Here is a 24,129-nt window from a genome sequence, read left to right as displayed (position 1 = left end):
TGAAGTCGGGGCTCAGAGGCGTTCGATGATGGTGGCGATACCCATGCCGCCGCCGACGCACAGGGTCGCCAGGCCATAGCGCTGGCGCCGGGTTTCCAGTTCATCGAGCAAGGTGCCGAGGATCGCGCAGCCGGTGGCGCCCAGAGGGTGGCCCATGGCGATGGAGCCACCGTTGACGTTGACCTTGGCCGGGTCGATTGCCATGTCCTTGATGAATTTGAGCACCACCGAGGCAAAGGCTTCGTTGACCTCGAACAGGTCGATGTCCTCGACCCGCAACCCGGCCTTGGCCAGGGCCTTGCGGGTGGCCGGTGCCGGGCCGGTGAGCATGATGGTCGGGTCGGTGCTGGTGACCGCCGTGGCGACGATCCGCGCCCGTGGCGTGAGCCCCAGTTCACGGCCCTTGGCCTCGGAGCCGATGAGCATCAGCGCCGCGCCGTCGACAATCCCGGAACTGTTGCCCGGGGTGTGCACATGGTGAATGCGCTCCACGTGGCTGTAGACCCGCAACGCGGTGGCGTCGAAGCCCATCTGTCCCATCATCTCGAAGCTTGGCTTGAGCTTGCCCAGCCCCTCCAGGGTCGAATCGGCGCGAATGAACTCGTCATGGTCCAGCAGCACGATGCCGTTCTGGTCCTGCACCGGCACCAGCGACTTGGCGAAGGCGCCACTGGCCCGAGCCTGGGCGGCCTTTTGCTGGGATTGCAAGGCGAAGTGGTCGACGTCCTCCCGAGAGAAACCCTCCAGGGTCGCGATCAGGTCGGCGCCAATCCCCTGGGGGGTGAAATGGCTGTGCAGGTTGGTTTCCGGGTCCAGCACCCAGGCACCGCCGTCGCTGCCCATGGGCACCCGCGACATGGACTCGACGCCGCCGACCACCACCAGCTCCTCGAACCCGGAACGCACCTTCATCGCCCCGAGGTTGACCGCCTCCAGCCCGGAAGCGCAGAAGCGATTGATCTGCACCCCGGCCACGCTCACGTCCCAGTCCGCAGCCTGGACCGCTGTCTTGGCGATGTCGGCGCCCTGATCGCCGATCGGGGTCACGCAACCCAGGACGACGTCGTCCACCTGGCTGGTGTCCAGCTCGCAGCGCTGCTGCAGAGCCCGCAGCAGGCCCGCGGTGAGATTCACCGGTTTCACGCTGTGCAAGGCGCCATCGGCCTTGCCTTTGCCGCGGGGCGTGCGTAACGCATCGAATATCAAAGCTTGGGTCATGACGTCCTCGAACCGCTGTGCAGGGGGAAATGTCGAGCCCCCACCTTAGGCCCGGCAGCCCGGGATTCAATGACCGATGCGCTCAGCCGCCTTGACGTCGACGCTCAGACGAACGGTAGCCAGCTAAGGGCTCTGCCGATGAAGGGTCGCAAGCTGTCTAGCCAGAGGGCGACCAAGGGACGACCAGGCAGATATATAGCGCTTTAATAAACTCCACCGATAACTTCATATGAATTGGATCTAAGCCAGAGGATTCAAGGCCCCTAAGGTAGAGACTGTAGGAAGCTCCAGACGGATTCTGCACTGGAGCAGGTCAGAAAAAGGACACATAGCCGGTTCATAGTGACTCAGAGTGGAGTACACCAACCGGCATGCATTGATGCTCAGGAATAACAACAAAAGGCATTCAGCCATGTTCAAACATTCGAAAGTACGTCAAGCGGGGCTCATCCTCTTCGCAACCACACTGCTGTTGATCTTGCCGAATCTCACCAAGGTGATCGGCTGATCTGTGGCTGCTCGATCCACCAGACGGAAAATTGTCCCCGGCTCGTACCGGGGCACGATCCTGTGCACCCGTCTTTCCGAGGCTCGCCACGGACAAGACTGATGCGCCATTGGAATGCCCTTGCGCCCTTGCTCGGTGCCTCTACCGCTCAGGCTGGAATCGTCGACATCACCCGCGTGGTGGACGAAATCAACGACGGCGCACTGATCCTCGGCCTGCGCAAGGTGGTGCGAGCCTCCAAGGCCACCGTGGCAATCGACAGCGACACTGAACAGCACGCCTTGAAAGCCGAAGACACCCTGGTCAAACACGGCTATTTCGGTATCGTGAACGGCGGCAACTACGAAGAACTCCGGGACGCCCCGTTCGACCCTGTGTCACGACCGGACGGCATGCTTCCCGGCAACGACCTCACCGACGATCCGACGGCCATCAATTGAAAATTTTCCTCCTTGGCGCTGCCCTGCTGTTGAGCAGCCCGCTGCATGCTGCGCAATTACTGATCGACCTGGGCTCCGCCAGCCACACCTGGCAGACCGAGGACCTGCTCAAGCATCCACAGGCCCGGGACATCACCGTCAAGGACGATGTTTCCTACAACCGCGACATGCAGTACCGGGCCGTGCCCATGGCCGCCCTGCTCAATGGCCTGAAGGCCGAAGATCACCTGCAAGCGGTGGCCCTGGACGGTTTTGCTGCGGAGCTGAACGCCGCGCCGCTGCTCAATCGCCAGGGGGCCCAGGCCTGGCTGGCCGTGGAAGACCCGAGCCAGCCCTGGCCTGCACTGGCCACCGACAAACCCAGTGCCGGGCCCTTCTACCTGGTGTGGACCCACCCCGCCGCCGGGCATATCAGCCCCGAGCAATGGCCGTTTCAAGTGGCACGCATCCAGCGCTTGGCGCCAGTGGCGGAACGCTTTCCGGCGCTGACCCCGGATGCCCGGCTGGCGGCCAATGACCCGATCAACCAGGGCTTTGCCCTGTTTCAGAAAAACTGCCTGGCCTGCCATCGACTCAATGGCGCCGGCGACTCACAGTTTGGTCCGGACCTGAATATTCCCTACAGCCCGACCGAGTATTTCAGTGGCGACTTCCTCAAGCGCTATATCCGCGACCCGCAGAGCATGAGGCGCTGGCCCCAGGCGAAGATGCCCGGGTTCAACAACAGTGTTCTGCCGGACGAAGAGCTGGAGTTGTTGCTGGGGTATCTCAAGCACATGGCGGGGCGCAAGCAGGTTCCCTGAGCCGTGCTGCATTGCCTGCGCCGGCAAGCCGGTTCCTACAGGGGCACGGGTTATTGCTGGAGCATCCTGGCGTGCATTTGCTCTCCCGCGGCGCCCCGGCGCATGCCCCGCACCGGGCAGGCATCCAGGTAATCCAGGCCGACGGCCAGCTTGAGGTGGCGCTCGGGCCGTGCCAGTCGATGGGTCACATCGAAGCTGTACCAGGCGCCCCCCAGCCAGGCTTCAGCCCAGGCGTGGGCAACCAGTTGCTCACGGTTGTCGCGATACAGGTAGCCGGAAACGAAGCGCGCCGGAATCCCCAGGCTGCGGGCACAGGCGAGAAAGGCATGGGTATGGTCCTGGCAGACGCCGCTGGGGGTGCGCAGGTTGTCTTCGAGCACGCAGTAATGGCCATCGCCATCACGTACCAGGTCAATCCCGCAGACATGGGCGTAGACATCGCCATGCAGATCCAGCCCTTGCATGGCCAGCTGGTATTGCTGGTTGGCCAGAACCTGCTCGGCAGGAATCACGCCTGCGCGAATGATCCGTTGCTGGTGGTAGAGATCGGCGAGAAACAGGTTCAACGCCCGCACCCGCTGAATGCACCCTTGCTCGATGATTCGCCATTCCCGGGCCGGGATGATGCGAGGAATGGTGTCAAAGGGAATCAAGCGCTCAGTGCCCTGCTCGTCGCCGTACAGGGTGAATCAGTCAGCAGCACCAGAAGGATCGCGCCCGCCCCGGCCCCTGGCGGGTGCGGGTTTTGGCTATCACCAGCATAGTCAGAGTTGATTTCACTGCTCGCTGCCAGCTGCGGATAATCGCGTCCATCGAGCAAACACTTCGCCAGCCTGATGAAGTCGCTGCTGCAACCTTGATGACGCCGATGACAACCGGGTCCGGGCTCTCTCGACCGGTTCCCTCTCCTGACCGGTCTTCCCTTTTAGCCACCCTCTCGGGTGGCTTTTTTTACCTTTTGCAGGCTCAGAAACACAATTGGCCGACCCGGGGGCCAGCCAATTGCCTGTCTCGATCTACGTGCTGCGGGCTATACCAGCCGTCCACGAATCTCCTGTTTCACTCCCCAGCCCTCAATGATGCCGCCCAGGGGCTCGACCACCGCCTCGAAGTCCTGTTCAAAATCCCCGATGCCGCCATAGGTGGCGTACATCACCTTGCTCAACTCCAGATACCAGGCGCCGTCGTCACGCACGCTGACCTGGGCATTCAAGGATTCACCGCGAAAATGTCCTGCCGCCCTGCGCGCCCGCTCCTCGTCCGGGAAAATGGCGTAGAACTCGATGGGGTGGAATCGTGAAAAGTCAAAACCGCCTTCTTTCATGCGGCGCAGCACACTGCTGCTGATGTCTTCTTGAACGGCTGTGCTCATGAAACGTCCTCCTAAAACCGATGGATAGACTTTCCGTGCTTCCCGACTCGCCGGCCAAGGGGGCCGACATCACGGCCCGGGCGGGCCGTCAGGAAACAAGCATGGAGCTGACAAGATCAGAGCTTAGCGAAGAATTCGCTGATCTCGTTTGCAGATTAGCGCCTACCTCTGGACGTCGCCAGAAATTGCTGCACCAGCGCGCTCTACCTTCTCTAGATCGGCGCGATTCCGAGAATCTGAATACTGTTCTGCTCTTTCAGACTCTTGAGAGTGGGGGCCTCCGTACGCCCGTCCAGGTCATTCAGATCCAGTTCGGCACTCACCGGCAGCAGCTTGGCCCGCACCAACTGTGCGGCGCGCTCCATCGTCGGTTGCTGATCGCAATCGAAATGCTCGACGGACTGGACACCATGATCATCAACGAAAGTGATTTGCCACTTTTGCATCAGTGCCTCCTCGATAGCCCCATGGGTGGGCTGACAACATCTCGACCCTGGGCAACGGGCAATCGTTCCACCGCCCGGGCGAAACGCAGGAACGACAAGGCCGCCCGGAGGCGGCCTTGGTCAATCTGCAGAAGCCCAGCCTGTTAAGGCTTTTCAGCCCGTGCCTTGAGTGCCTTGAGGGTGTTGAATGGCGCATCCACCACAAACTTGTTGGCCAACCAGGACGGCACGCTGCCACCCGGCTCGGTGTGCACCTGATAGGTCACTTCGACCTGATCGGCGCCCTTGGGCACGAACTTCCAGTAGCCCTCGACCTGGGCCACGCGCACGAAGCCTTTCTCCTCGGGGATGTAGGTCGGCACGCCTTCCAGCTTGCGGGTCAGGCTGCCGTCGGCCGCTTCGCTGGTGGTGATGTGCAGCACCGAGTCACGGGCCGTGACCGGCCATGGGGTATTGAACTGGGTGTAGGTCCAGGTCTGATCACCCTCGTGCTTGAGCAGCTTCTGGGTCTTGCACTCATGAATCCAGGAGCAGGCGCCCGCTACGTCTTCCTGCAGCGCACGGAGCTTGGCGATAGAGGTCTTCATGGTGGTCACACCACGGTAGGCCTTGTATTTGGAGCCGGCCACTTCGCTCAAGGAGATCTTGATGCCGTCTTCATCCTTGGCGGTCTGCCAGTCTTCGGCCTGGGCCGTTGCCGACAACAGCACGGTTAAACCACAGAGCACAGCCATTCGTTGCAGCGAACCCATTGTCTTATTCCTTATTGTTGAAGTTCCGTTCATTGAGAACACTCTATGCCGCGGTCACTTGTTCCCACCATCCGAGCAAGCGGATGGCGTCTTCCCGGCTTTCGCCACAGACCTCGGGATCTGCCTGAAACGCCCCACACACTGCCGGTCGCTCCGGCAGGCCGAACAGCCCACACAGGTGGTCGACAGAAAGATGCAGGCAACGTTCTCCCGCCGGCTTGCCATTGGGCATTCCGGGAATCGGGGTGCTGATGGAAGGGGCAATGCAGCAGGCGCCACAACCTTCACGGCAGTTCATGGGGAAAAGCTCCTTGCGACAAGCAAAGTGTTGAATGACACCCGCCAAGAGTAACCGCTAAAACAGCTGTTTAAAATTACTCAAAGAACGGATTTAACGCACAACCCTGCGTGACTGATCAGTCTCCGACAAAGTGTCGAGCAAACCCGTCACGGAGAAGACGAAAAATTTACTGCTTGAACTCGAAATCCAGGGCTGCGCCTTCGATCTCGCGGCGCTCCTCGTTGCGCAGCTGCAACTGCATTTCATTGCTGAGCAGGCGGCCGTTGAGCTGGAACGGGCTGCTTTCCTTGGGTTTCTCGCCGAACATCTGCGGCAGCAGCGGCTCACGCTTGGGCAAGGGTACGCTGCCGACCGGCTGCAGGTGCTTGACCATTTCCGGCGGCAGGCTCAAGTCCACCTTGGCGCTGGGCAACGGCGTCTTGATGTCCTGATAAGCCCATTTGGACTTGGGCTTGGCTGGCGCCTTCTGGGCTGCGGCTTTGCTCTTGCTGGCGGCGGGCTTGCCCTTGCTGGCCGGAGCCTTCTTGGCAGCGGCCGCCTTGCTGGAGTGAGCAGCCCCGGCAGCCGGTTTGTCCTGGGTGGAAGCCGCCTGCGCAGGAGCCACAAGTACGCATCCCAACAGGCAGGCACTTAACCAGAGAGCGGGTAAAAAGGCTTTCATAAAGACAGGTAGATCGACAAAAGGTCCTCTATGCTCGCTTGTTGCAGGCCCTATGACAAGCACGGGGCCACACTGATTAAAATCCGCCTGCCGCCTCCTGGCACAACTGGCTGGCCAGCATTCCCAACGTCATCAGCGCACGCTCGGCCTCGCGATTCCAGGGTGTCCCGCAGTTCAAGCGCACGCAGTGGTTGAACTGCTCGGTGTTACTGAAGATCAGCCCCGGGGCAATGCTGATGCCCTGCTGCAAGGCGCGCACATGCAGTTCCTGGGTATTGACCCGCCCCGGCAGGCTGACCCAGAGGATGAAGCCGCCATTGGGCCGGGTAATCTGCGTACCCTCCGGGAAGTACTGCTGTACCGCCAGTTGAAAGGCACTGAGGTTCTTCCGGTATTCCTGGCGGATGTACCGCAAGTGCCGGTCATAACCGCCGTTCTCCAGGTAAGCCGCAACGCCCATCTGGGTCACGCTGCACGCCGAATGAGTACTGAAAGTCTGCAGGCGCTGGATTTCCTGCTGGTACTTGCCGGCGATCATCCAGCCAATGCGCACGCCCGGCGACAGGGTCTTGGAAAAGCTCGAGCAGTAGATCACCCGGTCCAGGCGGTCATAGGCCTTGAGGGCCTTGGTGCGCCCGACCTCGAACATCAACTCGCCGTAGATATCGTCCTCGACCACCTGGATATCAAAGTCCGACGCCAGGCGCAGCAACTGCTTCTGCCGCTCTTCGGGCATGGTGCCGCCCAACGGGTTGCTCAAGCGCGTGGTCAGTACCAGAGCCTTGATCGACCATTGATTGGCCGCCAGTTGCAGGGCCTCCAGGCTCATGCCGGTGGACGGATCACTGGGTATCTCGATGACCTTGAGCCCCAACAGGTCCGCCAGTTGCAACAGGCCGTAGTAGGTCGGCGACTCCGCGGCAATCAGGTCCCCCGGGCGGGTCAGCACCCGCAGCGACATCTGCAGGGCATCGACACAGCCGTGGGTAATCACCACTTCGGAAGGATCGACCACCACCCCTGCATCGCGCATGCGAATGGCCACCTGGCGCCGCAGGGGCTCGAAGCCCGGGCTGAACATGTAGCTGAACGCCCGGGGGCTGTGAAATCGCGTGACCTTGGCCAACTGCTGATGCAGCGCCCGCACCGGCAAATAGTCGACGCTGGGCACCGCGGCCCCCAGGGGAAAAACCCCTTCGCGACGGGACTCCACCAAGACCTGCTGGATGATACTGCTGCGGGTCACCAGCCCCGGACGCTCGACGCGGGCGATATCCGGCGTGGGCGCGGTCAGCGCCGGCGTCTGGTGCACGTAGTAACCCGACTGGGGACGCGCGCGGATCAGCCCCTGGTCTTCAAGGTTGGCGTAGGCCTGGAGCACCGTGGCATGGCTGACATTGAGCTGCGAGCTCATCTTGCGCACCGACGGCACGCGCTCCCCCGGCTGGTAGACACCACGGCGAATATCCTCAGCCAGTTGCTGAGCGATACGTTGATAGAGCAAGAGATTGGTCATGGCGCAGCACTCGATTTCACGGCGTTTTATTCTTGTGTGAAACAATACCGGCACAGTTTAGAAGTGTACTGGGACAGTTTCTACAATAGTCGAGGACACAGGGCAGTGAAAAGCATAACTGTAGGGTTTTTGTGAACCTCTTGGCAGGCATAAAAAAACCCGACGCGGGCAAGGCGTCGGGTTTTTCCAGGGCAATCGGTGGATGCTGTCAGCGTGAAGCGCCGAGCTGGCCCTGCTCGTCAGAGAAGACGATCTCGACCCGGCGGTTCTGCGCCCGCCCCCGCTCGGAGGCATTGGCCTCTACCGGGTAGTCATCGCCATAACCTTCGACCTGGATGCGTTTTTCATCGATGCCCAGGTCCACCAGCACATCGGCCACGGCTTGGGCACGGTCGCGAGACAATTGCAGGTTGTTCTGGCGCTCACCGGTGTTGTCGGTGTAACCCTCGATACGCACCACGCGCTTGGGGTTCAACTGGAGAAACTGCACCACCTTGAGCACCGTGCGGTTCGCCGAGTTCTTCAGCTCTGCTTCACCGGTATCGAACAGCACGTCCCCCAGGGTCATCACCAGGCCACGATCGGTCTGAGTGGTGGCCAGACTGATGATCTGTTCCTCCAGCCATTTGCCCTGTTGCTGCACGCTGAGCAGCTTGGCTTCGCGCAGGGCCAACTGCAGGCGCTGGCGCTCCAGCTCCAGCTTGGCCGCACGCTCGTGGTTCAACGCCTGCTCGGTGTGCTCGCGGGCAATCTCGCTGTAGCGCCGACTCAGGTAGGCGTAGTGCTCCACATCAGCACCACTGCCCCAATACGTAGACAGGCGATCGGCACGGGCTAGGGACTCGCCGGCACGGATCACGTCCTTGGGCGCGATGCGCAGCACATTGGAGTCCTCCTTGACCTTCTGGAAGTCGTTGCTGGCCTGTTGCAGCGCCTCTTCACTGTGCTGGCCGGCGCAACCGTAGAGACTGGCACAGGCCAACAGCAGGGTACTGCCGAAAATCCGGGTAGGGAGGCTCATTGGGCATCCCCCAGTTGTTTGCGCAGACGAGTGATGCGGGTATTGAGCACGTCCACCTGTTCCTTGCTCTTCTGGGTCAGGACCTTCGCCTCAGCCAACCGCGCATCCAGCTCCGCCTGCTCGGCGCGCATCCGCGCTTTCTTGTAGGACTCATCCTGCATATTGCCCTGCGCTCGGGAGAACTTGTCTTCGGCCAGTTTCAACTCGGGCATGTCCTCGGCGGAAGCGCCCACGGCCTTGGCCTGCTCCAGCGCCCGGGCGGTGAGGCGCATCTGCTCGTTGGGCGCCGGATCGGTTGCACAACCCGCCAGGGCGAGAACAGCCATGGCGGCGAAAAGAGGTCGAATAGTCACACAAGATTCCTACTGTTTTGGGCTGCTGACGGGTTGCTGCAACTGAGCCTTCCAGCGCTCCAGATTGCGCTGCAGCAAGGCCTCCGTCAGACCGGACGCGGGCAATTCTGTCATCTTTTTTGCCAGCTGTCCGCGCAACCATGGGTCATTGCAGGCGGAGTTATGGGACAGCGCAAGGAACAGCCCCGGTTTGTCGATGGGCTGGGGAAATGCCGCCAGATCCGCACTCATGCCCAGCGTCTGGGCCATGGCCATGCCGGCATAACGCGGGGCCAGCACATAGTCCACTTCGCCCAGCACCAGGGTCTGGAAGACCTGGGTCAGGTTCGGCAGACGCTTGAGTTGCAGATGCTCCTTGGCCAGGGCGACAAAGGGTTGGGTCAGCCGGGCCTTTTCCGAAACGGCCCCGGGGTGGCCTGCCAGATCGCTCGGCTGGGTGTAGTTGAGGGTGGAATCCTTGCGGGTCCAGACCAGATAGTCGTTCTGCACCAGCGCCGGGTGGATGTAGTCCAACGACTCCAGCTCACTCAAGGTCAGTGGTGCATCGGCCAGCAGGTCCATGCGCCCGGCGCGCACTTCATCCAGGGCCTCGGAACGCTTGCCGGCATACAGCAGCTCGATCTTGAGCCCCAGCTCACCCGCCACCTGCTGCAGCAGATCGGCGCTGGCGCCCATCAGGTGCTTGGGGTTCTGCGGATCACGCCACAGGTAGGGCGGTGCATCCGGGCTGCCGGTGACCACCAGGCGTTCGCACTTGCCCGCGGCGATCGACAGCGATGGCAACAACGCCAGGCCCAACAGCGCAGACCAGCCACTCATGCGGCGCAGATCCATGGCGATACCCTCCCCCGACAAAAAAACACCCATAAAAAAACCCGGCCAAAAGGCCGGGCTCTTTATAAGTGAAGACGCCGGATTAGACCAGCTTCTCCAGCTCAGGTACGGCTTCGAACAAGTCCGCCACCAGGCCGTAGTCAGCCACCTGGAAGATTGGCGCTTCTTCGTCCTTGTTGATCGCAACGATCACTTTGGAGTCCTTCATGCCCGCCAGGTGCTGGATCGCGCCGGAAATACCGACGGCAATGTACAGCTGTGGCGCAACGATCTTGCCGGTCTGGCCGACCTGCATGTCGTTCGGTACGAAGCCTGCGTCCACCGCAGCGCGGGAAGCGCCGACAGCAGCGCCGAGCTTGTCGGCCAGGGCGTACAGGTGCTTGAAGTTGTCGCCGTTCTGCATGCCGCGGCCGCCGGAAACGACGATCTTGGCAGCGGTCAGTTCAGGACGATCGGACTTGGCCAGCTCTTCGCCAACGAAGCTCGACTTGCCCGCATCGTGAGCAGCGCCAACCGCTTCAACCGCGGCCGAACCACCTTCAGCGGCAACGGCGTCGAAGCCGGTGGCACGCACGGTGATGACTTTCACCGCAGCCGAGGACTGCACGGTAGCGATGGCGTTACCGGCATAGATCGGACGCTTGAAGGTATCAGCGCTTTCTACCGAGATGATCTCGGAGATCTGGTCAACGTCCAGCTGAGCAGCAACCCGCGGCAGGATGTTTTTGCCATTGGAGGTCGCGGCAGCCAGGATGTGGCTGTAGCCAGCGCCCAGTTCGGCAACCAGCGGCGCAACGTTTTCCGGCAGTTGGTGAGCGTAGGCGGCGTTGTCGGCCACCAGCACTTTGGCCACGCCAGCGATTTTGGCGGCGGCTTCAGCCACGGCGCCAACGCCCTGGCCGGCAACCAGTACATGCACGTCACCACCGATTTTGGCGGCGGCGGCAACGGTGTTCAGGGTGGCCGGAGCCAGCGCCTTGTTATCGTGTTCGGCGATTACCAAGATAGTCATGATCAGATTACCTTCGCTTCGTTTTTCAGTTTCTCGACCAGTTCAGCCACCGACTTGACCTTGATACCCGCGCTGCGTGCAGCCGGCGCTTCGACTTTCAGGGTCTTGTTGGTGGAGGCGGTGGAAACGCCCAAAGCATCAGGAGTCAGCGTTTCAAGCGGCTTCTTCTTGGCTTTCATGATGTTTGGCAGAGACGCGTAGCGCGGCTCGTTCAGACGCAGGTCGGTGGTGACGATGGCTGGCAGGTTCAGCGCAACGGTCTGCAGGCCGCCGTCGATTTCACGGGTGACGTTGACCTTGTCGCCGGACACTTCGACCTTGGAGGCGAAGGTGCCTTGAGCGTAACCGCTCAGGGCCGCCAGCATCTGGCCGGTCTGGTTGTTGTCGCTATCGATGGCCTGTTTGCCGAGGATCACCAGCTGTGGCTGTTCCTTGTCGACCACAGCCTTGAGCAGCTTGGCCACGGCCAGGGAGTTCAACTCTTCAGCGGACTCGACGAGGATCGCGCGATCGGCACCCAGTGCCAGGGCGGTACGCAGTTGCTCTTGAGCAGTAGCAGGACCGATGGAGACGACGACGATTTCAGTCGCAACGCCTTTCTCTTTCAGGCGTACGGCTTCTTCCACTGCGATTTCGCAGAAAGGGTTCATCGACATCTTGACGTTGGCGAGGTCGACGCCGGAGTTGTCCGCTTTGACGCGAACCTTGACGTTATAGTCGACCACTCGTTTGACAGCTACAAGAACCTTCATGGATTCCTCGTTACTCTCCGGTGAAAAGAAAGTCGCCTAGGCGAGAACCTGGCGGTTGATGCTCATCGGCACAAGGGCACCTCCAAAAACGCCGGCATACATAAGGGATGACCTTGCTCACGGGGGAGATGACCGTTCGTCAGTGGTGACCGACGAGTCATTCAGTATCGCGGCGTGTAAACTGCGCACTTTCAAGCTGCGCGGTGCGTCACCTTTACTGCCTTTGCCCTGTCTTTAGAGGTGCTCTTGAAACCAACAGTCAGCCTACGGCGAGCGCAAAACCGACCGTATCTTGACCGGAACGCCTTTTCCGGTCAATACGGCAAAATAGCCGTTTATAAGCCGCGCTTCTTTGATTTATCTGGGCTGCGGCAATTTCAAACAAACGTTTGTATTGGACGCTGAGAGTGGTGTAGATATAATGCGCCGCCCAGAGAGAAAGGTCGGCCGTCCTCTCCTTCTCCCCCCATGCGCGATGGGAGAAAGCGCGGATGCAACGCCAAACCTCCAATTAGAAAAAACCGTTGAGCCTTGAGTAGGAGATAGCCTAGTGGAACGCGAATACATGGAATTCGACGTGGTCATCGTCGGTGCCGGCCCCGCAGGCTTGTCCGCCGCTTGCCGCCTTAAGCAGAAGGCCGCTGAAGCCGGGAAGGAAATCAGCGTCTGCGTGGTTGAAAAAGGCTCCGAAGTCGGTGCTCACATCCTTTCCGGTGCCGTGTTCGAACCACGGGCCCTGAATGAACTGTTCCCGGACTGGAAGGAACTGGGCGCCCCGCTCAACACTCCGGTCACCCGCGACGACATCTATGTCCTGCGCAGCGGCGAAACCTCCACCAAGGTTCCAGACTTCTTTGTGCCCAAGACCATGCACAACGAAGGCAACTACATCATTTCCCTGGGCAACCTGTGCCGCTGGCTGGCCCAGCAGGCCGAGAACCTGGGCGTGGAAATCTACCCGGGCTTCGCCGCCCAGGAAGCCCTGATCGATGAAAATGGCGTGGTCCGCGGGATCCTCACCGGCGATATGGGCGTCGATCGCGAAGGCCAGCCGAAAGACGGCATGTACACCCCCGGCATGGAACTGCGCGGCAAATACACTCTGTTCGCCGAAGGCTGCCGTGGCCATATCGGCAAGCAACTGATCAAGCAATTCAACCTGGACAGCGACGCCGACGCCCAGCACTACGGCATCGGCCTCAAGGAAATCTGGGAAATCGACCCGGCCAAGCACCAACCGGGCCTGGTGGTGCACACCGCCGGCTGGCCGCTGGACATCATGAGCAACGAGAACACCGGCGGCTCCTTCCTCTATCACCTGGAAAACAACCAGGTGGTGGTCGGCCTGATCGTCGACCTGTCCTACGCCAACACCTACCTGTCGCCGTTCGATGAGTTCCAGCGCCTCAAGCATCACCCGGTGCTCAAGCAGTACCTGGAAGGCGGCAAGCGCATCAGCTACGGCGCCCGCGCCATCTGCAAGGGCGGCCTGAACTCGCTGCCGAAGATGGTGTTCAAGGGCGGCGCGCTGATCGGCTGCGACCTGGGCACCCTGAACTTCGCCAAGATCAAGGGCAGCCACACCGCCATGAAGTCCGGCATGCTCGCCGCCGATGCCGTGGCCGACTCGCTGTTCGCCGGTTCCGAAGGCGCCGACGAGCTGAAGAGCTACGTCGACTCGTTCAAGTCCAGCTGGCTGTATGAAGAGCTGTTCGCCAGCCGCAACTTCGGCCCGGCCATGCACAAGTTCGGCCCGATCATCGGTGCCGGCTTCAACTGGATGGACCAGAACATCTTCGGCGGCAAACTGCCGTTCACCCTGCACGACACCAAGCCGGACTACGCGTGCCTGAAGATGGCCAAGGACTGCGTGAAGATCGACTACCCGAAACCCGACGGCAAACTGAGCTTCGACAAGCTGAGCTCGGTGTTCATCTCCGGTACCAACCATGAGGAAGAACAGCCTTGCCACTTGAAGCTGACCGACCCGAGCATCCCGCTGAGCCGCAACCTGCCGCTGTACGACGAACCGGCGCAGCGCTACTGCCCGGCCGGCGTGTATGAGGTGATCACCCAGGAAGATGGCGAGAAGCGCTTCCAGATCAACGCGCAGAACTGCGTACACTGCAAGACCTGCGACATCAAGGACCCGGCCCAGAACATCACCTGGGTCACTCCGGAAGGCGCCGGCGGCCCGACTTACCCGAACATGTAAGTCGCCGCGGTACAAAAGAGGCCCCCTATATGGGGGCCTTTTTCATGCCCGGCATTCACCGACACAGCAGCCAGCGCCTGCAAGGGGATGGGTGCTCAGGCCGCGCGCTCATCGCCAGGGTTGCGTTCGAAGTAACGTTTGTATTCGCGGCTGAATTGCGAGGTGCTCTGGTAACCCACCCGATGCGCCACCTGGGCCACGCCCAGCCCTTCGCCCAACAGCAACTGCTGGGCCTTGAGCAGGCGCAGGCGCTTGAGGTATTGCACCGGCGAAAGCAGGGTGCTGCGCTTGAAATGCTCGTGGAAGGTCGAGGTGCTCATGTTGGCGCAACGGGCCAGGGTCTCGACGTTCAACGGCTCGGTGTAATGCTCGTGCAGATGATTGAGCGAAGCCGCGACCCGGGCGAACTGCCCCTGCTGCTCCACCAGCGCCCGCAGGGCATCGGCCTGGGGCCCACGCAAGGCAGCGAAGAGCAGCTCGCGCACCCTAGACGCGCCCATGATCTTGCACTCCAGAGGATCGTGCAGGCAGCGCAGCAGGCGCTCCACGCAACCACGCATGGCATCGTCGAGCACCGCCGAGGTCATGGACTCCAGGGTCTGCGCCGAAGCCGCACGGCCTTCGGTGATGCCCATGGCCAGCACCAACTCGCTGAGAACTGCCCGGTCGATGGCAATCGAAATGCCCAGCAGCGGCGCATCGGGCAAAGCGAAGGTTTCACACTCGAAGGGCACCGACAGCGCCTGGATCAGGTAGTGTCCGGCGCCATATTCCAGGGTCCGCGTGCCCAGATACGCCAGCTTGCTGCCCTGGACAATGATCATCAGGCTCGGCTCATAAATCTGTGGCCCTCGCGCCACATCGCAGCTGGCGCGCAGCACCTGGACCCCGGGCAAGGCGGTAGCCACGAAACCATCACGGCTGGCAAGGGGCTGGATCAGCGAAACCAGGGGGGCGTTGGCGTCCAGATGGCGGGTCAGCAGCATGGGGAAAACTTCACGGAAAAAGGGATGAAAACATCATCGCAGGTCTGTCCGCCAATGCCGCGTGAAAACCGCCAATGCCGGAGAAATAGGCATGACATGCCGAGGAATCACCATGGTTGCCCCCGGGCCCGACGCAGAAAATGCCCCGCCTCAATCGTCAGCGTTTTCGCGAGGTCCATCATGTACACCGCCATCGGTTATGCCGCCCAGTCGGCCACCACTCCCCTCGCCCCCATGAGCTTCCAGCGCCGTAGCCCGCGCCCGGACGACGTCGCCATCGAGATCCTCTACTGCGGCGTCTGCCACTCCGACATCCACCAGGCCCGCAACGAATGGGGCATCGCCGTGTACCCACTGATGCCCGGCCACGAAATCGTCGGCAAGGTCACCGCGATCGGCGCCAACGTCAGCAAGCACAAGGTCGGCGACCTGGTGGGTGTCGGCTGCATGGTGGACTCCTGCCGCCACTGCGAGGCCTGCGCTGCGGACCTGGAACAGTACTGCCTGCAAGGCCCGACCATGACCTACGCCACTCCGGACCGGGTCGACGGCAGCAACACCATGGGCGGCTACTCCGACAGCATCGTGGTCAGCGAGCACTTTGTCGTATGCATCCCGGAGAAACTCGACCTGGCCAGCGCCGCGCCGATTCTCTGCGCCGGCATCACCACCTACTCGCCGCTCAAGCACTACGGGGTCAAGCCCGGTGACAAGGTGGGGATTCTCGGCATGGGCGGCCTGGGCCACATGGGCATCAAGTTCGCCAAGGCCCTGGGCGCCGAAGTGACCCTGTTCACCCGCTCGGCGAGCAAGGCCGAAGAAGCCCGGCGCCAGGGCGCCGATCACGTGGTCGTGTCCACCGACGCGGCGCAGATGCAGTCGGTGGCCGGGCATTTCAACTTCCTGCTGGACACCATTCCAGTGCCCCACGACCTCAACCCCTACCTCGATACCCTGCGCTTTGATGGCGTGCACATCCTGGTGGGCCTGATCGAACCGGTGGACCCGGCGCTGCACGCCGGCAAACTGGTGATGAGCCGTCGGGTACTGGCCGGTTCGCTGATCGGCGGCATTGCCGAAACCCAGGAAGTGCTGGATTTCTGCGCCGAGCACGGCATCACCTGCGACATCGAAATGCTCGACATCCGCCAGATCAATGAAGCCTACGAGCGCATGATCAAGGGCGATGTGAAATACCGCTTCGTGATCGACATGGCGAGCTTGAAGGGCTGAATGCCGACGCCATGAAGGCCCGGCCTGGCGGTGGGAGGCGCTCCATGGAGCGCCTTCGCCGGCCAGCCGGCTCCTGTGCAAGCCGGCAGCAGCGGTGGTCAGCCGCGGGCGAAGGCGCGCAGTACTTCGCCGTCCATGCGGTACTTGACCCACTCTTCCTGAGGCTGGGCGCCCAGAGACTTGTAGAACTGGATCGCCGGTTCGTTCCACTCCAGCACGCTCCATTCGAAGCGCCCGCAATCATTGTCACAAGCGATCTGCGCCAAGTGCCGCAGCAGTTGCTTGCCCGCCCCGCCGCCCCGCTGTTCCGGGGTGATGTAGAGGTCTTCCAGGTACAGGCAGTTGCTGCCCAGCCAGGTCGAATAACTGAAGAAGAACACCGCGAAGCCGATCGGCACGCCATCGCGCAGGCAGATCAGGCCGTGGGCCGTGGCCCCCTCGCTGAACAGGCTGCGTTCGATATCGGCGACGCTGGCGATCACCTCATGGCGGGCCCGCTCGTAATCGGCGAGCTCGGTGATGAACGCAAGAATCTGCGGGGCATCGCTGGGCAGTGCAGGACGGATTTCTACGGTCATCGGCGGCTCTCGTGGCGGAATCAGGCGGCCATATTAGAACGACAGCAGAAATACATGCACGGCCATTTGTGCCGGCCCCTCGCCCGCCTGCCACGGATCCAGCACTTACTCCGCTGCCGACTAACCCTGAGGCCTGCAGGAACACAACAAACGCCAGAGAGCGCCATGCTAGAAAGCCCGACACAACTTCAAGCATAAAAGAGGCACTTTCATGTCCGCGCGCCCCCCGCAGGAGTCCCGGGTCTCGGCCCCGTTGTTCGGCCTGTTCTGCCTGGGCAGCTACCTGCTGTCGCTGTCCTACGGCTCGACCTTTCTGCTGTCGCTGCTGATCAGCAGCCGTGGAGGCAATGAGCACGACGCCGGCACGGTGATTTCCGCGGCAATGCTCAGCACCTTTGTCGCGGTGATCGGCTCTGGCCATCTTGCGGACCGTCTCGGCGCCGCGCGCTCGGTGGCGCTGTTCGGCTGCCTGCTGGCCGTAGCCAGCCTGGGCTTCGCCCTGACTCCTGGGTTCGGCCCCAGCCTGCTGTGCTTCGGCCTGACCCTGGGCCTGGGCTGGGGGGTGTTCTATACCCTGGGGCCGATCATCGTGGCGATGCTGGTGCAGCCCGCGCAACGGGCCCGCTACTTCGCCCTGCTGTCGGGCAGCATGATGAGCGGTATTGGCTCCGGGCCATTGCTCGGGCGCCTGGCCAGTGCCTTGGGCTATCCACTGACCAGCGCCTTCGTGATCGCTGCCGGCGCCAGCCTGCTGGGGGTGCTGATCTTCTGGGGGCTGGGCAGCCGGCTGCGTCAGCAGGCCAACCACCTGGGCACCACCGCGGCCAGCATCACCTGGGCCGGCACCGTGCAGGTGCTGACCTCACGCGCTGTCTGGCCGATTCTCATGGTCGGCCTGGGTGGTTGTGTATTCGGCGGCCTATCGAGCTTCCAGACCAGCTACGGACCCTCTCGGGGCGTGGACTACTCGCTGTTCTTCCTCGGTTTCATGAGCGCCGCCATTGCCAGCCGCATGCTGATTGCCGGCATCGTGGTCAAGCGCGATCCCTATCGAGCCGCCTGCCTGCTCTCGGGGCTGATGCTGGTGTCGATCGTGCTGTTCCTGTTTGCCGTCGACAGCAGCGTCAGTTACTTGCTGGCTGCCGTGACCCTGGGGGTCGGCTACGGCCTGACCTATTCAGTGATCAACGGCCTGGCAGCCAATGAAGCGCCCGCCGGCTGCACGTCCCAGGCGCTGCTGCTGTTCAGCCTCTCGTACTTTATCGGGGTCTTCGGTTTCCCTTGGCTGGCCGGGCGGCTCATCGTCGAAGCCGGCATCCAGGCACTGCTGTTCAGCGTGCTCGGCGTGGCCCTGCTGAATTGGCTCATCAGCCTCGCACGCCTGGGCTGGCGGCGCCTGGATCGGTGGCGTATGGCGGCCGACGCCAACACCGCCTGATGCGCAAGCCCCGGGCGAAGAACATTCCGGGCCGCTCGCGCAGGCGCAAACAGCAGTGGATCGAGGCGTCGAGCCAGGCCGGCTGACGCTTGCCAGCCTGGCTCTTGCCGGCTCAGCCGTGCTGCAGCAGCGCATCCACTTCGGCATGCCCCGGGGCGGTGGCTGGGCCGCGCCGGGTCACGGCAATCGCCGCCGCGGCGTTGGCGCGACGGGCTGCGGTCAGCGGCTCAAGACCCGCCGCGAGCCCGGCGATCAGTACCCCGGCATGGGCATCGCCGGCACCGTTGCTGTCCACGGCCTCAACCTTGAAGCCCGGCACCTGCACCGCCCGCCCCTGGTGGCTGATCCAACAGCCCCGGGGGCCATCGCGCAGCACCAGCAAGGCCGCGGGCGACAGCCAGTCTTGGAGCTGCGCCAGAGCCTCGGCAAGCTGCGAAGTGGCGGTGAAATGCAGCGCCTCGGCGCGGTTGCTGCTCCAGATATCGATCCGCGGCAACAAGGCCGCCATCAGCGGTGAATCCGCCGCACCGGCCAATGGCCCCGGATCGAACATCAGCGGGATCGAACGAGGCAAGGCCAGCAGCCAGTCCACCAGGGCCCGGGCCTTGCTCTCCTGCAACAGGCTGTAGCCGCTGACGTAGAGGTAGTCCCCCGGCGCCACTTCGACCTGGGCCAGGTCCTCGGCGGACAACTCGCCTTCGGCGCCAATGTGGGAGATGAAGGTGCGCTCGGCCGAGGCTTCAGTCAGGGCCACGCACAGGCCGGTGTCGGCACCGGCGCTGGGTGGCAGGCTCATCCGCACGCCCTCGCGCTGCATCGCTTCACGCGCCAGGTCGCCAAAGCGCCCCTGGCCATGACGCCCCAGGTAGACCACCGGCAAACCGTTGCGCGCTGCGGCGGCCATGACGTTGAAACCACCACCGGCCTCGAAGCACGCCGACTCCGCCAGCACATCGCCCCCGGAAGCCGGCAGGCGCGGCAGCGCCATCACCAGATCAATGATCACCTGGCCGGTGTGCAGCAACCTAGGCATTGGCGCGCTCGGCAAAGGCAGCGCGCCGATCCCGGGCACCGCCCAGCAAGCCATAACCGCCGCCAGCCACCAGGAACGTGACGATCCAGCCCAAGCCGTTATGGCCCAGCCAGGAATCCGCCAGCGGCCCGGTAAACCAGACATCTTCGGCAGTGGTGCCGATGGTGGTGAAACAGAAACCCAGGACAATGGCCAGCACCCAGGCGCCAAAGGCCCGCCACTCGATGCCGCCCTGGTACCAGTAGGCGCTGCTCGGGCCGACGTTGAGCAAGTCATCGGCGCTGTAGTAATGACGATGGATCAGGTCCACCACGAAAATCCCCACCCAGGCGGTGATCGGCACGGCCAGCAGGGAGATGAAGCTGATGAAAGGGCCGTAGAAGCTGTCGGCAATCAGCATGAAGTAGATCGAGCCGAGGAAGATCGCCACGATATCCACCAGCACCGCGTAGACCCGCTTGACCTTGAGGCCCAGGGTCAGCGCGGTGAGGCCGGCCGAATACACCGACAGATTGTTGGAAAGCAGCAGGCCGCCAAAGGCAGCGATCAGGTACGGCACGGCCATCCAGGTTGGCAGCATGTCGCGGATCGCGATGATCGGGTCCACCGCCGAGGCCAGGTGATCGTTGCCCACCGACAGCAGGCCACCCAGGGTAATCAGCAGCACCAGCGGAATGCCGGCGCCGAACGCCGCCGAAGCCACCAGGCGCCCGGCCGTCACCGAACGGTGCTGGTAGCGCGACATGTCGGCCCCGGAGCTGGCCCAGCCAATCCCGGTACCCGCCGCCATGGTGCCGACACCGATGATCATCGCGCTCATGGGGGCCGGCGCGGCATTGAATACCGCGGCCCAGTCGATGGTGGCGCAGAGGAAACCGCCCACCAGAACGTTCAGCGCGCCAAAACCGTAAGTGGCCCACTTCTGGATCACCAGCAAGGTGGCGTGGCCCAGGCCGGAGACGCTCAAGGTCATCAGCACGAAGATGCCGATGAACAGCAGGGTCAGCAGGGGCGCATCCTTGGCCGACGCCGGGGTCTGGAACAGGATCGAACTCAGGGACAACAGGACAAAGGCCGCCGTGGTGGTATTGACCGTCTCCCAGCCAACCCGCGAAAGCATCGACACCAGGGTCGGGCCGATATTGCCGCGCACCCCGAAGATCGCCCGGGACAGCGTCAGGCTCGGGGCCCGCCCGCGTCGACCGGCAACCGAGATCAAGCCGACCACGGCAAACGAACCCACCGACCCCAGAATGGCCACCAGCAGCACCTGCCAGATCGACAGGCCGCGAAATGCCACCAGGGTCGCCCCCAAGGGCAAGCCGAGAATGCTGATGTTGGCCGCGAACCAGACCCAGAAAAGCTGCAGGGGATGACCGTCGCACTCGGCCTCGGGCACCGGCTCGATACCGCGGGTTTCCAGTTGCCCGGCGCCAGATGCTGCCGTGGATGAACTCATGGATAAAACTCCTGTTGCCGTTGTTATGGTGTTTGGCAATTTCGGAAGTCACAGAACATCCCGGCATTCCTGGCCGTGTTGTCGCTTTCCCTAGCTCTTGGCAACCGGGCCGCAAAGGCTGTGGCCCGTACCTGAAAGGCGGCTTATCGCAACGCCAGCAGCTGTTCTACCAGAGGCTGCAGCTCCAGTTCATTGACCTTTCGCACCTGTGCGATCAGTTCGGCGGGCCAGATCTCCATCCCGAGGCAGGCACCGAGCATGGCGCCGAGAATCGCCGCGATGGTGTCGGTGTCGCCCCCAAGGCCGGCGGCCATGCACAGCGCCTCGAAGGCCGGTAGCTGGCCCAGGGCAACTTGCCGGGCCAGGGCGAAACTCACCACCACCGACTCCTGGGAAGCCACCGAGGTGCCGATCAACTCGTAGAGCATCCGCGCGAAACCTTCCCGGTCGCCATCAACGCGCAGCGTGCTGGTCCATTCCAGCCGGGCAGCGATAGTCGCGCCGGCCACCCAATGGCCCCGGCCCTGCGCTTGCCGGGCAACCTGAACGCCCAAGGCCAATGCCTCGGCCAGGGGCAGCCCATTGATCCCGGCGGACACCACCGCCGCCACCGCGGCCGCGCTGGAAATACCCAGGCTGGTGTTGTGCGTCACCTGGCAGGCCTCGACCACGGCCTGGAGAAAAGCCTCGGGCCGGGCCACGTCGGCCGCGATGCCCACCGGAGTGATGCGCATCGCGGCGCCATTGGTGGTGCCATAGCGGCCCGCCTCCTCCACCGACTCACCGGCGAGGATCAGTTCAATCGCGCGCTTGGTGGAAGGGCCCAGCAGGTCCTGGGAACCCTTGGCCTGCATCTGCGCTTCCCATTCGATCAGGCTCTGGGCCAGTGCCGCCGGGGCGATCCGGCCTTGGCCCTGGACCAGCAGGCGCCCCACCAGGATCGCCTGCTCGGTATCGTCGGTGATGGAGCCGCGGGGCATGTTAGGGGCAATCGGCTGGTCCGGGCCGGCATCCTCCAACGTCCGGATAACACCAAAATGCTGCTGGATCTGTTCCCGGCTCAGGGACTGGGTCGGCATGCCCAACGCGTCCCCCAGGGCCAGCCCGTAGAACGCGCCGAGGGCTCGCTGCGACCTGTTCACCGCGACTCCCCAAATTGCAGGTGCATGCGGAAATGCTGCGGGTCCAGCAGGCTCTCGACCTGCTCCATGAAGCGCCCCTGGCGGTCGTAGGTGGTGCGCAGGGCCTTGAGAAATACTTCACCCGGCGCCCGCCCCAGCAATTCGGCGTCCTCGGCGTTCAAGGGTTCGGCGCCGATCCATTGATCGCCGCGCTCGCCAATGTAGCCGTAGGCGGCCAGGGTAATGGTCAGGGAATCATCGATCAGGCCGACCCGGGGCAGGCCTTCCAGCTCGCCGGAAGCCGGAATCAGCGAACGCTCCAGGGACAGCACCCGGCCATCGGTGCTGCGGCGCCGGCGATCGAGGGCAATGAACTGGTCGGTGCCCAGGCGATGCTTGAGATCCGGACGCCGGATCGCCTCCAGGCGCAACACTTCGGTATTGACCAGCGCACCGCTGTCGGCCAGGGCCTGAGCCCAGCCATGATGCTGGTCCAGGGCCACTCCATCGAAGGTGACGATGGAGCCGACACCGCTTTGCGTGGCGATGTAGTTGCGGCGCTTGAGCTCGGCCAGGGCCTCGCGCAAGGTGCCGCGGCTGACACCGAATTCCTCGGCCAACTGATGCTCGCCCGGCAATTGAAAACCGTCTTCCAGCAGACCGCTTTCTATGCGCCGGATCAGTTCGTCGACCACTCTTGTTTTCTTATCGAATCGGACATGTTTGATCATGTCCGATTTGATACATGAAACGCCGGAGCGAGAGCAAGAAATATCTTCTTACAAGGCTCTGAAACGTCTGTCAGGGCTCAAGACCGATAGGAAAGAACACCCCGGAACTCCACACTCCGAGCCAATTCCGGCCATCGATCTGGCGGGTCTGCGCCAGCTCCACCAACTGGTAGAAGACGTTGCGATGGATCAGCGCCTCAAGGTTGTGTCGCACCAGGATGTAAGGCGCCGGCTCCTGGGTCAGCGGGTCGATTTCCACCCGCAGCGGGTGCTCGCCGTCGGCCACCACCGGTTCGTCGACATTGCTGGTGAAGCGCAGCACCTGCGCCTCGCCCTGCCCTTCGACTTCAAGGGTCACGGCGACGAAGGGAGCATCGTCGACCTTGATGCCAACCTTCTCCACCGGGGTGATGAGGAAATAGTCATCGCCATCGCGGCGAATGATGGTGGAGAACAGCTTGACCATGGGTTTGCGACCGATCGGCGTACCCAGGTAGTACCAGGTGCCGTCACGGGCGATACGCATGTCGATATCGCCACAGAAATCGGGGCTCCACAGGTGGACCGGCGGCAGGCCTTTTTCAGCCTTGGGAATCTGTGCCAACAGGTCGTTGGCCTTGCCGGGTCCACTCATGCCGCTCTCCTCAATCAATCAGTCGCTCAGGCCCAGCAAACCGCGAGCGTATTGCTGCAAGGGCGGGCCGAGCAAATCCTGTGGCTTGTTGTCGTGGAACGTCAGTAAACCGCCACGACTGCGAATACGTGTTGTATCGATCAGGTACTGGGTGCTGGTTTCGATCAGCATGATCTGGATGGTACTGGTATCGACGCCCAGGCGGTCCACCGCTTCCTGGTCCAGCCACTCATCGGAGTTGCCGATACGGTCGTCGGCCTTGGCGAAACGAGCGTAGAGCAGGTAGTGCGCCCCCACTTCCCGAGCTTCGGCCATGGCTTCGTTCAAGCCTTCGGGGGCCTTGGCCCGACGCACCATGGGGAAATACTCGACAAAGCCATTGAACGCTTCTTCGGCCACCACGTTAGGCCGCGGATAGGCGCCACCAGGCGGCACGAAATGCCCCTGAGCGATGAAAATGAACGAATCCGGCTGAATGCGGAACGAGCTGGTCCGACGAGTATCACTGTGATCGAGCACCCCCGCGTCACTCAGGTGATAACGCACCCCTTCGCCCATATCACTGACATTCATGCAGCCGCCGAGCGCCAAAAAGGCCAGCAGCAAAACCAGGCTACGCATCCTACCCTCCAAAATCCGGTGACGGAAAACCGGCGAATGGCCACGAGATGCAGCTTCCGCGCCAGCTACGGACCTGAGGGAAATTCGTCGC

At 62.6% G+C, this 24,129-nt stretch carries 25 protein-coding genes and 1 pseudogene; 5 read left to right on the top strand and 21 right to left on the bottom strand.

The window, feature by feature from the left end; all coding sequences use genetic code 11:
• Nucleotides 1–12: 12 nt before the first annotated feature.
• Nucleotides 13–1,218 carry an acetyl-CoA C-acetyltransferase gene (locus LXM55_RS16255; RefSeq protein WP_233321310.1) on the bottom strand — a complete coding sequence of 402 codons (1,206 nt, stop codon included), beginning with the start codon at nt 1,216–1,218 and terminating at the stop codon, nt 13–15.
• 609 nt (nt 1,219–1,827) lie between these two features.
• Here LXM55_RS16255 and LXM55_RS16250 point away from each other — a divergent pair.
• The gene (locus LXM55_RS16250; protein ID WP_233321309.1) at nt 1,828–2,166 is read left to right on the top strand and encodes a rhodanese-like domain-containing protein; all 339 of its coding nucleotides are present in this window, start codon (nt 1,828–1,830) and stop codon (nt 2,164–2,166) included.
• Nucleotides 2,163–2,969, top strand: coding sequence for a c-type cytochrome (locus LXM55_RS16245; protein ID WP_233321308.1), 807 nt, complete (start codon nt 2,163–2,165; stop codon nt 2,967–2,969). Before LXM55_RS16250 ends, LXM55_RS16245 begins: the two co-directional genes overlap by 4 nt.
• Nucleotides 2,970–3,019: 50 nt before the next feature.
• Here LXM55_RS16245 and LXM55_RS32445 read toward each other — a convergent pair.
• The 12 genes and pseudogenes from LXM55_RS32445 to LXM55_RS16180 all read right to left on the bottom strand — a co-directional run.
• Nucleotides 3,020–3,658: pseudogene (locus LXM55_RS32445) on the bottom strand (circularly permuted type 2 ATP-grasp protein); the annotation flags it as partial.
• Between the two features lie 341 nt (nt 3,659–3,999).
• Complete coding sequence (locus tag LXM55_RS16230; protein WP_011060150.1) at nt 4,000–4,341, bottom strand: ribonuclease E inhibitor RraB; 342 nt, start codon at nt 4,339–4,341, stop codon at nt 4,000–4,002.
• A 212-nt stretch (nt 4,342–4,553) separates the two neighbouring features.
• A complete protein-coding gene (locus LXM55_RS16225) occupies nt 4,554–4,787 on the bottom strand; it encodes a hypothetical protein (RefSeq protein ID WP_233321307.1) in 234 nt (77 codons plus the stop codon).
• 143 nt (nt 4,788–4,930) lie between these two features.
• Nucleotides 4,931–5,539 (bottom strand): START domain-containing protein, encoded by a 609-nt coding sequence (locus LXM55_RS16220; protein WP_233321306.1) that lies wholly within the window; start codon nt 5,537–5,539, stop codon nt 4,931–4,933.
• A 43-nt stretch (nt 5,540–5,582) separates the two neighbouring features.
• A complete protein-coding gene (locus LXM55_RS16215) occupies nt 5,583–5,837 on the bottom strand; it encodes a YkgJ family cysteine cluster protein (RefSeq protein ID WP_233321305.1) in 255 nt (84 codons plus the stop codon).
• 169 nt (nt 5,838–6,006) lie between these two features.
• The gene (locus LXM55_RS16210) at nt 6,007–6,501 is read right to left on the bottom strand and encodes a translation initiation factor 2 (RefSeq protein ID WP_233321304.1); all 495 of its coding nucleotides are present in this window, start codon (nt 6,499–6,501) and stop codon (nt 6,007–6,009) included.
• 76 nt (nt 6,502–6,577) lie between these two features.
• Nucleotides 6,578–8,017, bottom strand: coding sequence for an aminotransferase-like domain-containing protein (locus tag LXM55_RS16205; RefSeq protein ID WP_011060145.1), 1,440 nt, complete (start codon nt 8,015–8,017; stop codon nt 6,578–6,580).
• A gap of 208 nt (nt 8,018–8,225) precedes the next feature.
• Complete coding sequence (locus LXM55_RS16200) at nt 8,226–9,038, bottom strand: OmpA family protein (RefSeq protein WP_233321303.1); 813 nt, start codon at nt 9,036–9,038, stop codon at nt 8,226–8,228.
• Nucleotides 9,035–9,391: a DUF4398 domain-containing protein gene (locus tag LXM55_RS16195; RefSeq protein ID WP_233321302.1), complete on the bottom strand. Its 357-nt coding sequence runs from the start codon at nt 9,389–9,391 to the stop codon at nt 9,035–9,037. Before LXM55_RS16195 ends, LXM55_RS16200 begins: the two co-directional genes overlap by 4 nt.
• Nucleotides 9,392–9,400: 9 nt before the next feature.
• Entirely contained in the window at nt 9,401–10,225 is an 825-nt protein-coding gene (locus tag LXM55_RS16190; RefSeq protein ID WP_233321301.1) for a substrate-binding periplasmic protein, read from the bottom strand.
• 82 nt (nt 10,226–10,307) lie between these two features.
• On the bottom strand, nt 10,308–11,237 hold the full coding sequence (locus LXM55_RS16185) for an electron transfer flavoprotein subunit alpha/FixB family protein (protein ID WP_025128724.1): 930 nt from the start codon (nt 11,235–11,237) through the stop codon (nt 10,308–10,310).
• Nucleotides 11,238–11,239: 2 nt separating this feature from the next.
• The gene (locus LXM55_RS16180) at nt 11,240–11,989 is read right to left on the bottom strand and encodes an electron transfer flavoprotein subunit beta/FixA family protein (protein ID WP_015634720.1); all 750 of its coding nucleotides are present in this window, start codon (nt 11,987–11,989) and stop codon (nt 11,240–11,242) included.
• Nucleotides 11,990–12,539: 550 nt separating this feature from the next.
• Here LXM55_RS16180 and LXM55_RS16175 point away from each other — a divergent pair.
• A complete protein-coding gene (locus LXM55_RS16175) occupies nt 12,540–14,204 on the top strand; it encodes an electron transfer flavoprotein-ubiquinone oxidoreductase (RefSeq protein ID WP_233321300.1) in 1,665 nt (554 codons plus the stop codon).
• Between the two features lie 95 nt (nt 14,205–14,299).
• Here the strand turns inward: LXM55_RS16175 and LXM55_RS16170 are convergent, their stop codons facing one another.
• Nucleotides 14,300–15,190, bottom strand: a complete 891-nt coding sequence (locus LXM55_RS16170; protein ID WP_233321299.1) for an AraC family transcriptional regulator — start codon at nt 15,188–15,190, stop codon at nt 14,300–14,302.
• Between the two features lie 180 nt (nt 15,191–15,370).
• Here LXM55_RS16170 and LXM55_RS16165 point away from each other — a divergent pair, with 180 nt between their 5' ends.
• Entirely contained in the window at nt 15,371–16,423 is a 1,053-nt protein-coding gene (locus LXM55_RS16165) for an NAD(P)-dependent alcohol dehydrogenase (protein WP_233321298.1), read from the top strand.
• Nucleotides 16,424–16,521: 98 nt separating this feature from the next.
• On the opposite strand, the gene LXM55_RS16160 is transcribed toward LXM55_RS16165, so the two are convergent.
• Nucleotides 16,522–17,001: a GNAT family N-acetyltransferase gene (locus LXM55_RS16160; RefSeq protein ID WP_185699527.1), complete on the bottom strand. Its 480-nt coding sequence runs from the start codon at nt 16,999–17,001 to the stop codon at nt 16,522–16,524.
• A 211-nt stretch (nt 17,002–17,212) separates the two neighbouring features.
• Between LXM55_RS16160 and LXM55_RS16155 the strand changes: the two genes are divergently transcribed.
• Complete coding sequence (locus tag LXM55_RS16155; RefSeq protein WP_233321297.1) at nt 17,213–18,439, top strand: MFS transporter; 1,227 nt, start codon at nt 17,213–17,215, stop codon at nt 18,437–18,439.
• A gap of 112 nt (nt 18,440–18,551) precedes the next feature.
• Here the strand turns inward: LXM55_RS16155 and LXM55_RS16150 are convergent, their stop codons facing one another.
• From LXM55_RS16150 to LXM55_RS16125, 6 genes are all read right to left on the bottom strand, one after another.
• Nucleotides 18,552–19,472 (bottom strand): PfkB family carbohydrate kinase, encoded by a 921-nt coding sequence (locus LXM55_RS16150; protein WP_233321296.1) that lies wholly within the window; start codon nt 19,470–19,472, stop codon nt 18,552–18,554.
• Nucleotides 19,465–20,931, bottom strand: a complete 1,467-nt coding sequence (locus tag LXM55_RS16145) for a purine-cytosine permease family protein (RefSeq protein ID WP_233321295.1) — start codon at nt 20,929–20,931, stop codon at nt 19,465–19,467. The genes LXM55_RS16150 and LXM55_RS16145 overlap by 8 nt, the downstream gene beginning before the upstream one ends.
• 143 nt (nt 20,932–21,074) lie before the next feature.
• A complete protein-coding gene (locus LXM55_RS16140) occupies nt 21,075–22,073 on the bottom strand; it encodes an ADP-ribosylglycohydrolase family protein (protein ID WP_233321294.1) in 999 nt (332 codons plus the stop codon).
• Nucleotides 22,070–22,783, bottom strand: a complete 714-nt coding sequence (locus tag LXM55_RS16135; RefSeq protein WP_233321293.1) for a GntR family transcriptional regulator — start codon at nt 22,781–22,783, stop codon at nt 22,070–22,072. The genes LXM55_RS16140 and LXM55_RS16135 overlap by 4 nt, the downstream gene beginning before the upstream one ends.
• 70 nt (nt 22,784–22,853) lie before the next feature.
• Complete coding sequence (locus tag LXM55_RS16130; RefSeq protein WP_233321292.1) at nt 22,854–23,417, bottom strand: DUF1285 domain-containing protein; 564 nt, start codon at nt 23,415–23,417, stop codon at nt 22,854–22,856.
• 18 nt (nt 23,418–23,435) lie between these two features.
• The gene (locus LXM55_RS16125) at nt 23,436–24,038 is read right to left on the bottom strand and encodes a DUF4823 domain-containing protein (RefSeq protein WP_233321291.1); all 603 of its coding nucleotides are present in this window, start codon (nt 24,036–24,038) and stop codon (nt 23,436–23,438) included.
• Nucleotides 24,039–24,129: the final 91 nt, after the last annotated feature.

This window comes from Pseudomonas sp. Au-Pse12 (genome assembly GCF_021341665.1).
Classification (GTDB): domain Bacteria; phylum Pseudomonadota; class Gammaproteobacteria; order Pseudomonadales; family Pseudomonadaceae; genus Aquipseudomonas.
The sequence above is the reverse complement of the archived record's forward strand: the minus strand, read 5'-3'. Positions and strand labels throughout refer to the sequence as shown.

Bases quoted from the DNA above. Each gene is read 5' to 3' on its own strand.
- LXM55_RS16255 (WP_233321310.1), bottom strand. From the start codon at position 1,218: ATGACCCAAGCTTTGATATTCGATGCGTTACGCACGCCCCGCGGCAAA.
- LXM55_RS16250 (WP_233321309.1), top strand. From the start codon at position 1,828: ATGCGCCATTGGAATGCCCTTGCGCCCTTGCTCGGTGCCTCTACCGCT.
- LXM55_RS16230 (WP_011060150.1), bottom strand. From the start codon at position 4,341: ATGAGCACAGCCGTTCAAGAAGACATCAGCAGCAGTGTGCTGCGCCGC.
- LXM55_RS16225 (WP_233321307.1), bottom strand. From the start codon at position 4,787: ATGCAAAAGTGGCAAATCACTTTCGTTGATGATCATGGTGTCCAGTCC.
- LXM55_RS16220 (WP_233321306.1), bottom strand. From the start codon at position 5,539: ATGGGTTCGCTGCAACGAATGGCTGTGCTCTGTGGTTTAACCGTGCTG.
- LXM55_RS16215 (WP_233321305.1), bottom strand. From the start codon at position 5,837: ATGAACTGCCGTGAAGGTTGTGGCGCCTGCTGCATTGCCCCTTCCATC.
- LXM55_RS16210 (WP_233321304.1), bottom strand. From the start codon at position 6,501: ATGAAAGCCTTTTTACCCGCTCTCTGGTTAAGTGCCTGCCTGTTGGGA.
- LXM55_RS16205 (WP_011060145.1), bottom strand. From the start codon at position 8,017: ATGACCAATCTCTTGCTCTATCAACGTATCGCTCAGCAACTGGCTGAG.
- LXM55_RS16200 (WP_233321303.1), bottom strand. From the start codon at position 9,038: ATGAGCCTCCCTACCCGGATTTTCGGCAGTACCCTGCTGTTGGCCTGT.
- LXM55_RS16190 (WP_233321301.1), bottom strand. From the start codon at position 10,225: ATGGATCTGCGCCGCATGAGTGGCTGGTCTGCGCTGTTGGGCCTGGCG.
- LXM55_RS16185 (WP_025128724.1), bottom strand. From the start codon at position 11,237: ATGACTATCTTGGTAATCGCCGAACACGATAACAAGGCGCTGGCTCCG.
- LXM55_RS16180 (WP_015634720.1), bottom strand. From the start codon at position 11,989: ATGAAGGTTCTTGTAGCTGTCAAACGAGTGGTCGACTATAACGTCAAG.
- LXM55_RS16170 (WP_233321299.1), bottom strand. From the start codon at position 15,190: ATGCTGCTGACCCGCCATCTGGACGCCAACGCCCCCCTGGTTTCGCTG.
- LXM55_RS16165 (WP_233321298.1), top strand. From the start codon at position 15,371: ATGTACACCGCCATCGGTTATGCCGCCCAGTCGGCCACCACTCCCCTC.
- LXM55_RS16160 (WP_185699527.1), bottom strand. From the start codon at position 17,001: ATGACCGTAGAAATCCGTCCTGCACTGCCCAGCGATGCCCCGCAGATT.
- LXM55_RS16155 (WP_233321297.1), top strand. From the start codon at position 17,213: ATGTCCGCGCGCCCCCCGCAGGAGTCCCGGGTCTCGGCCCCGTTGTTC.
- LXM55_RS16150 (WP_233321296.1), bottom strand. From the start codon at position 19,472: ATGCCTAGGTTGCTGCACACCGGCCAGGTGATCATTGATCTGGTGATG.
- LXM55_RS16145 (WP_233321295.1), bottom strand. From the start codon at position 20,931: ATGAGTTCATCCACGGCAGCATCTGGCGCCGGGCAACTGGAAACCCGC.
- LXM55_RS16135 (WP_233321293.1), bottom strand. From the start codon at position 22,783: ATGATCAAACATGTCCGATTCGATAAGAAAACAAGAGTGGTCGACGAA.
- LXM55_RS16130 (WP_233321292.1), bottom strand. From the start codon at position 23,417: ATGAGTGGACCCGGCAAGGCCAACGACCTGTTGGCACAGATTCCCAAG.
- LXM55_RS16125 (WP_233321291.1), bottom strand. From the start codon at position 24,038: ATGCGTAGCCTGGTTTTGCTGCTGGCCTTTTTGGCGCTCGGCGGCTGC.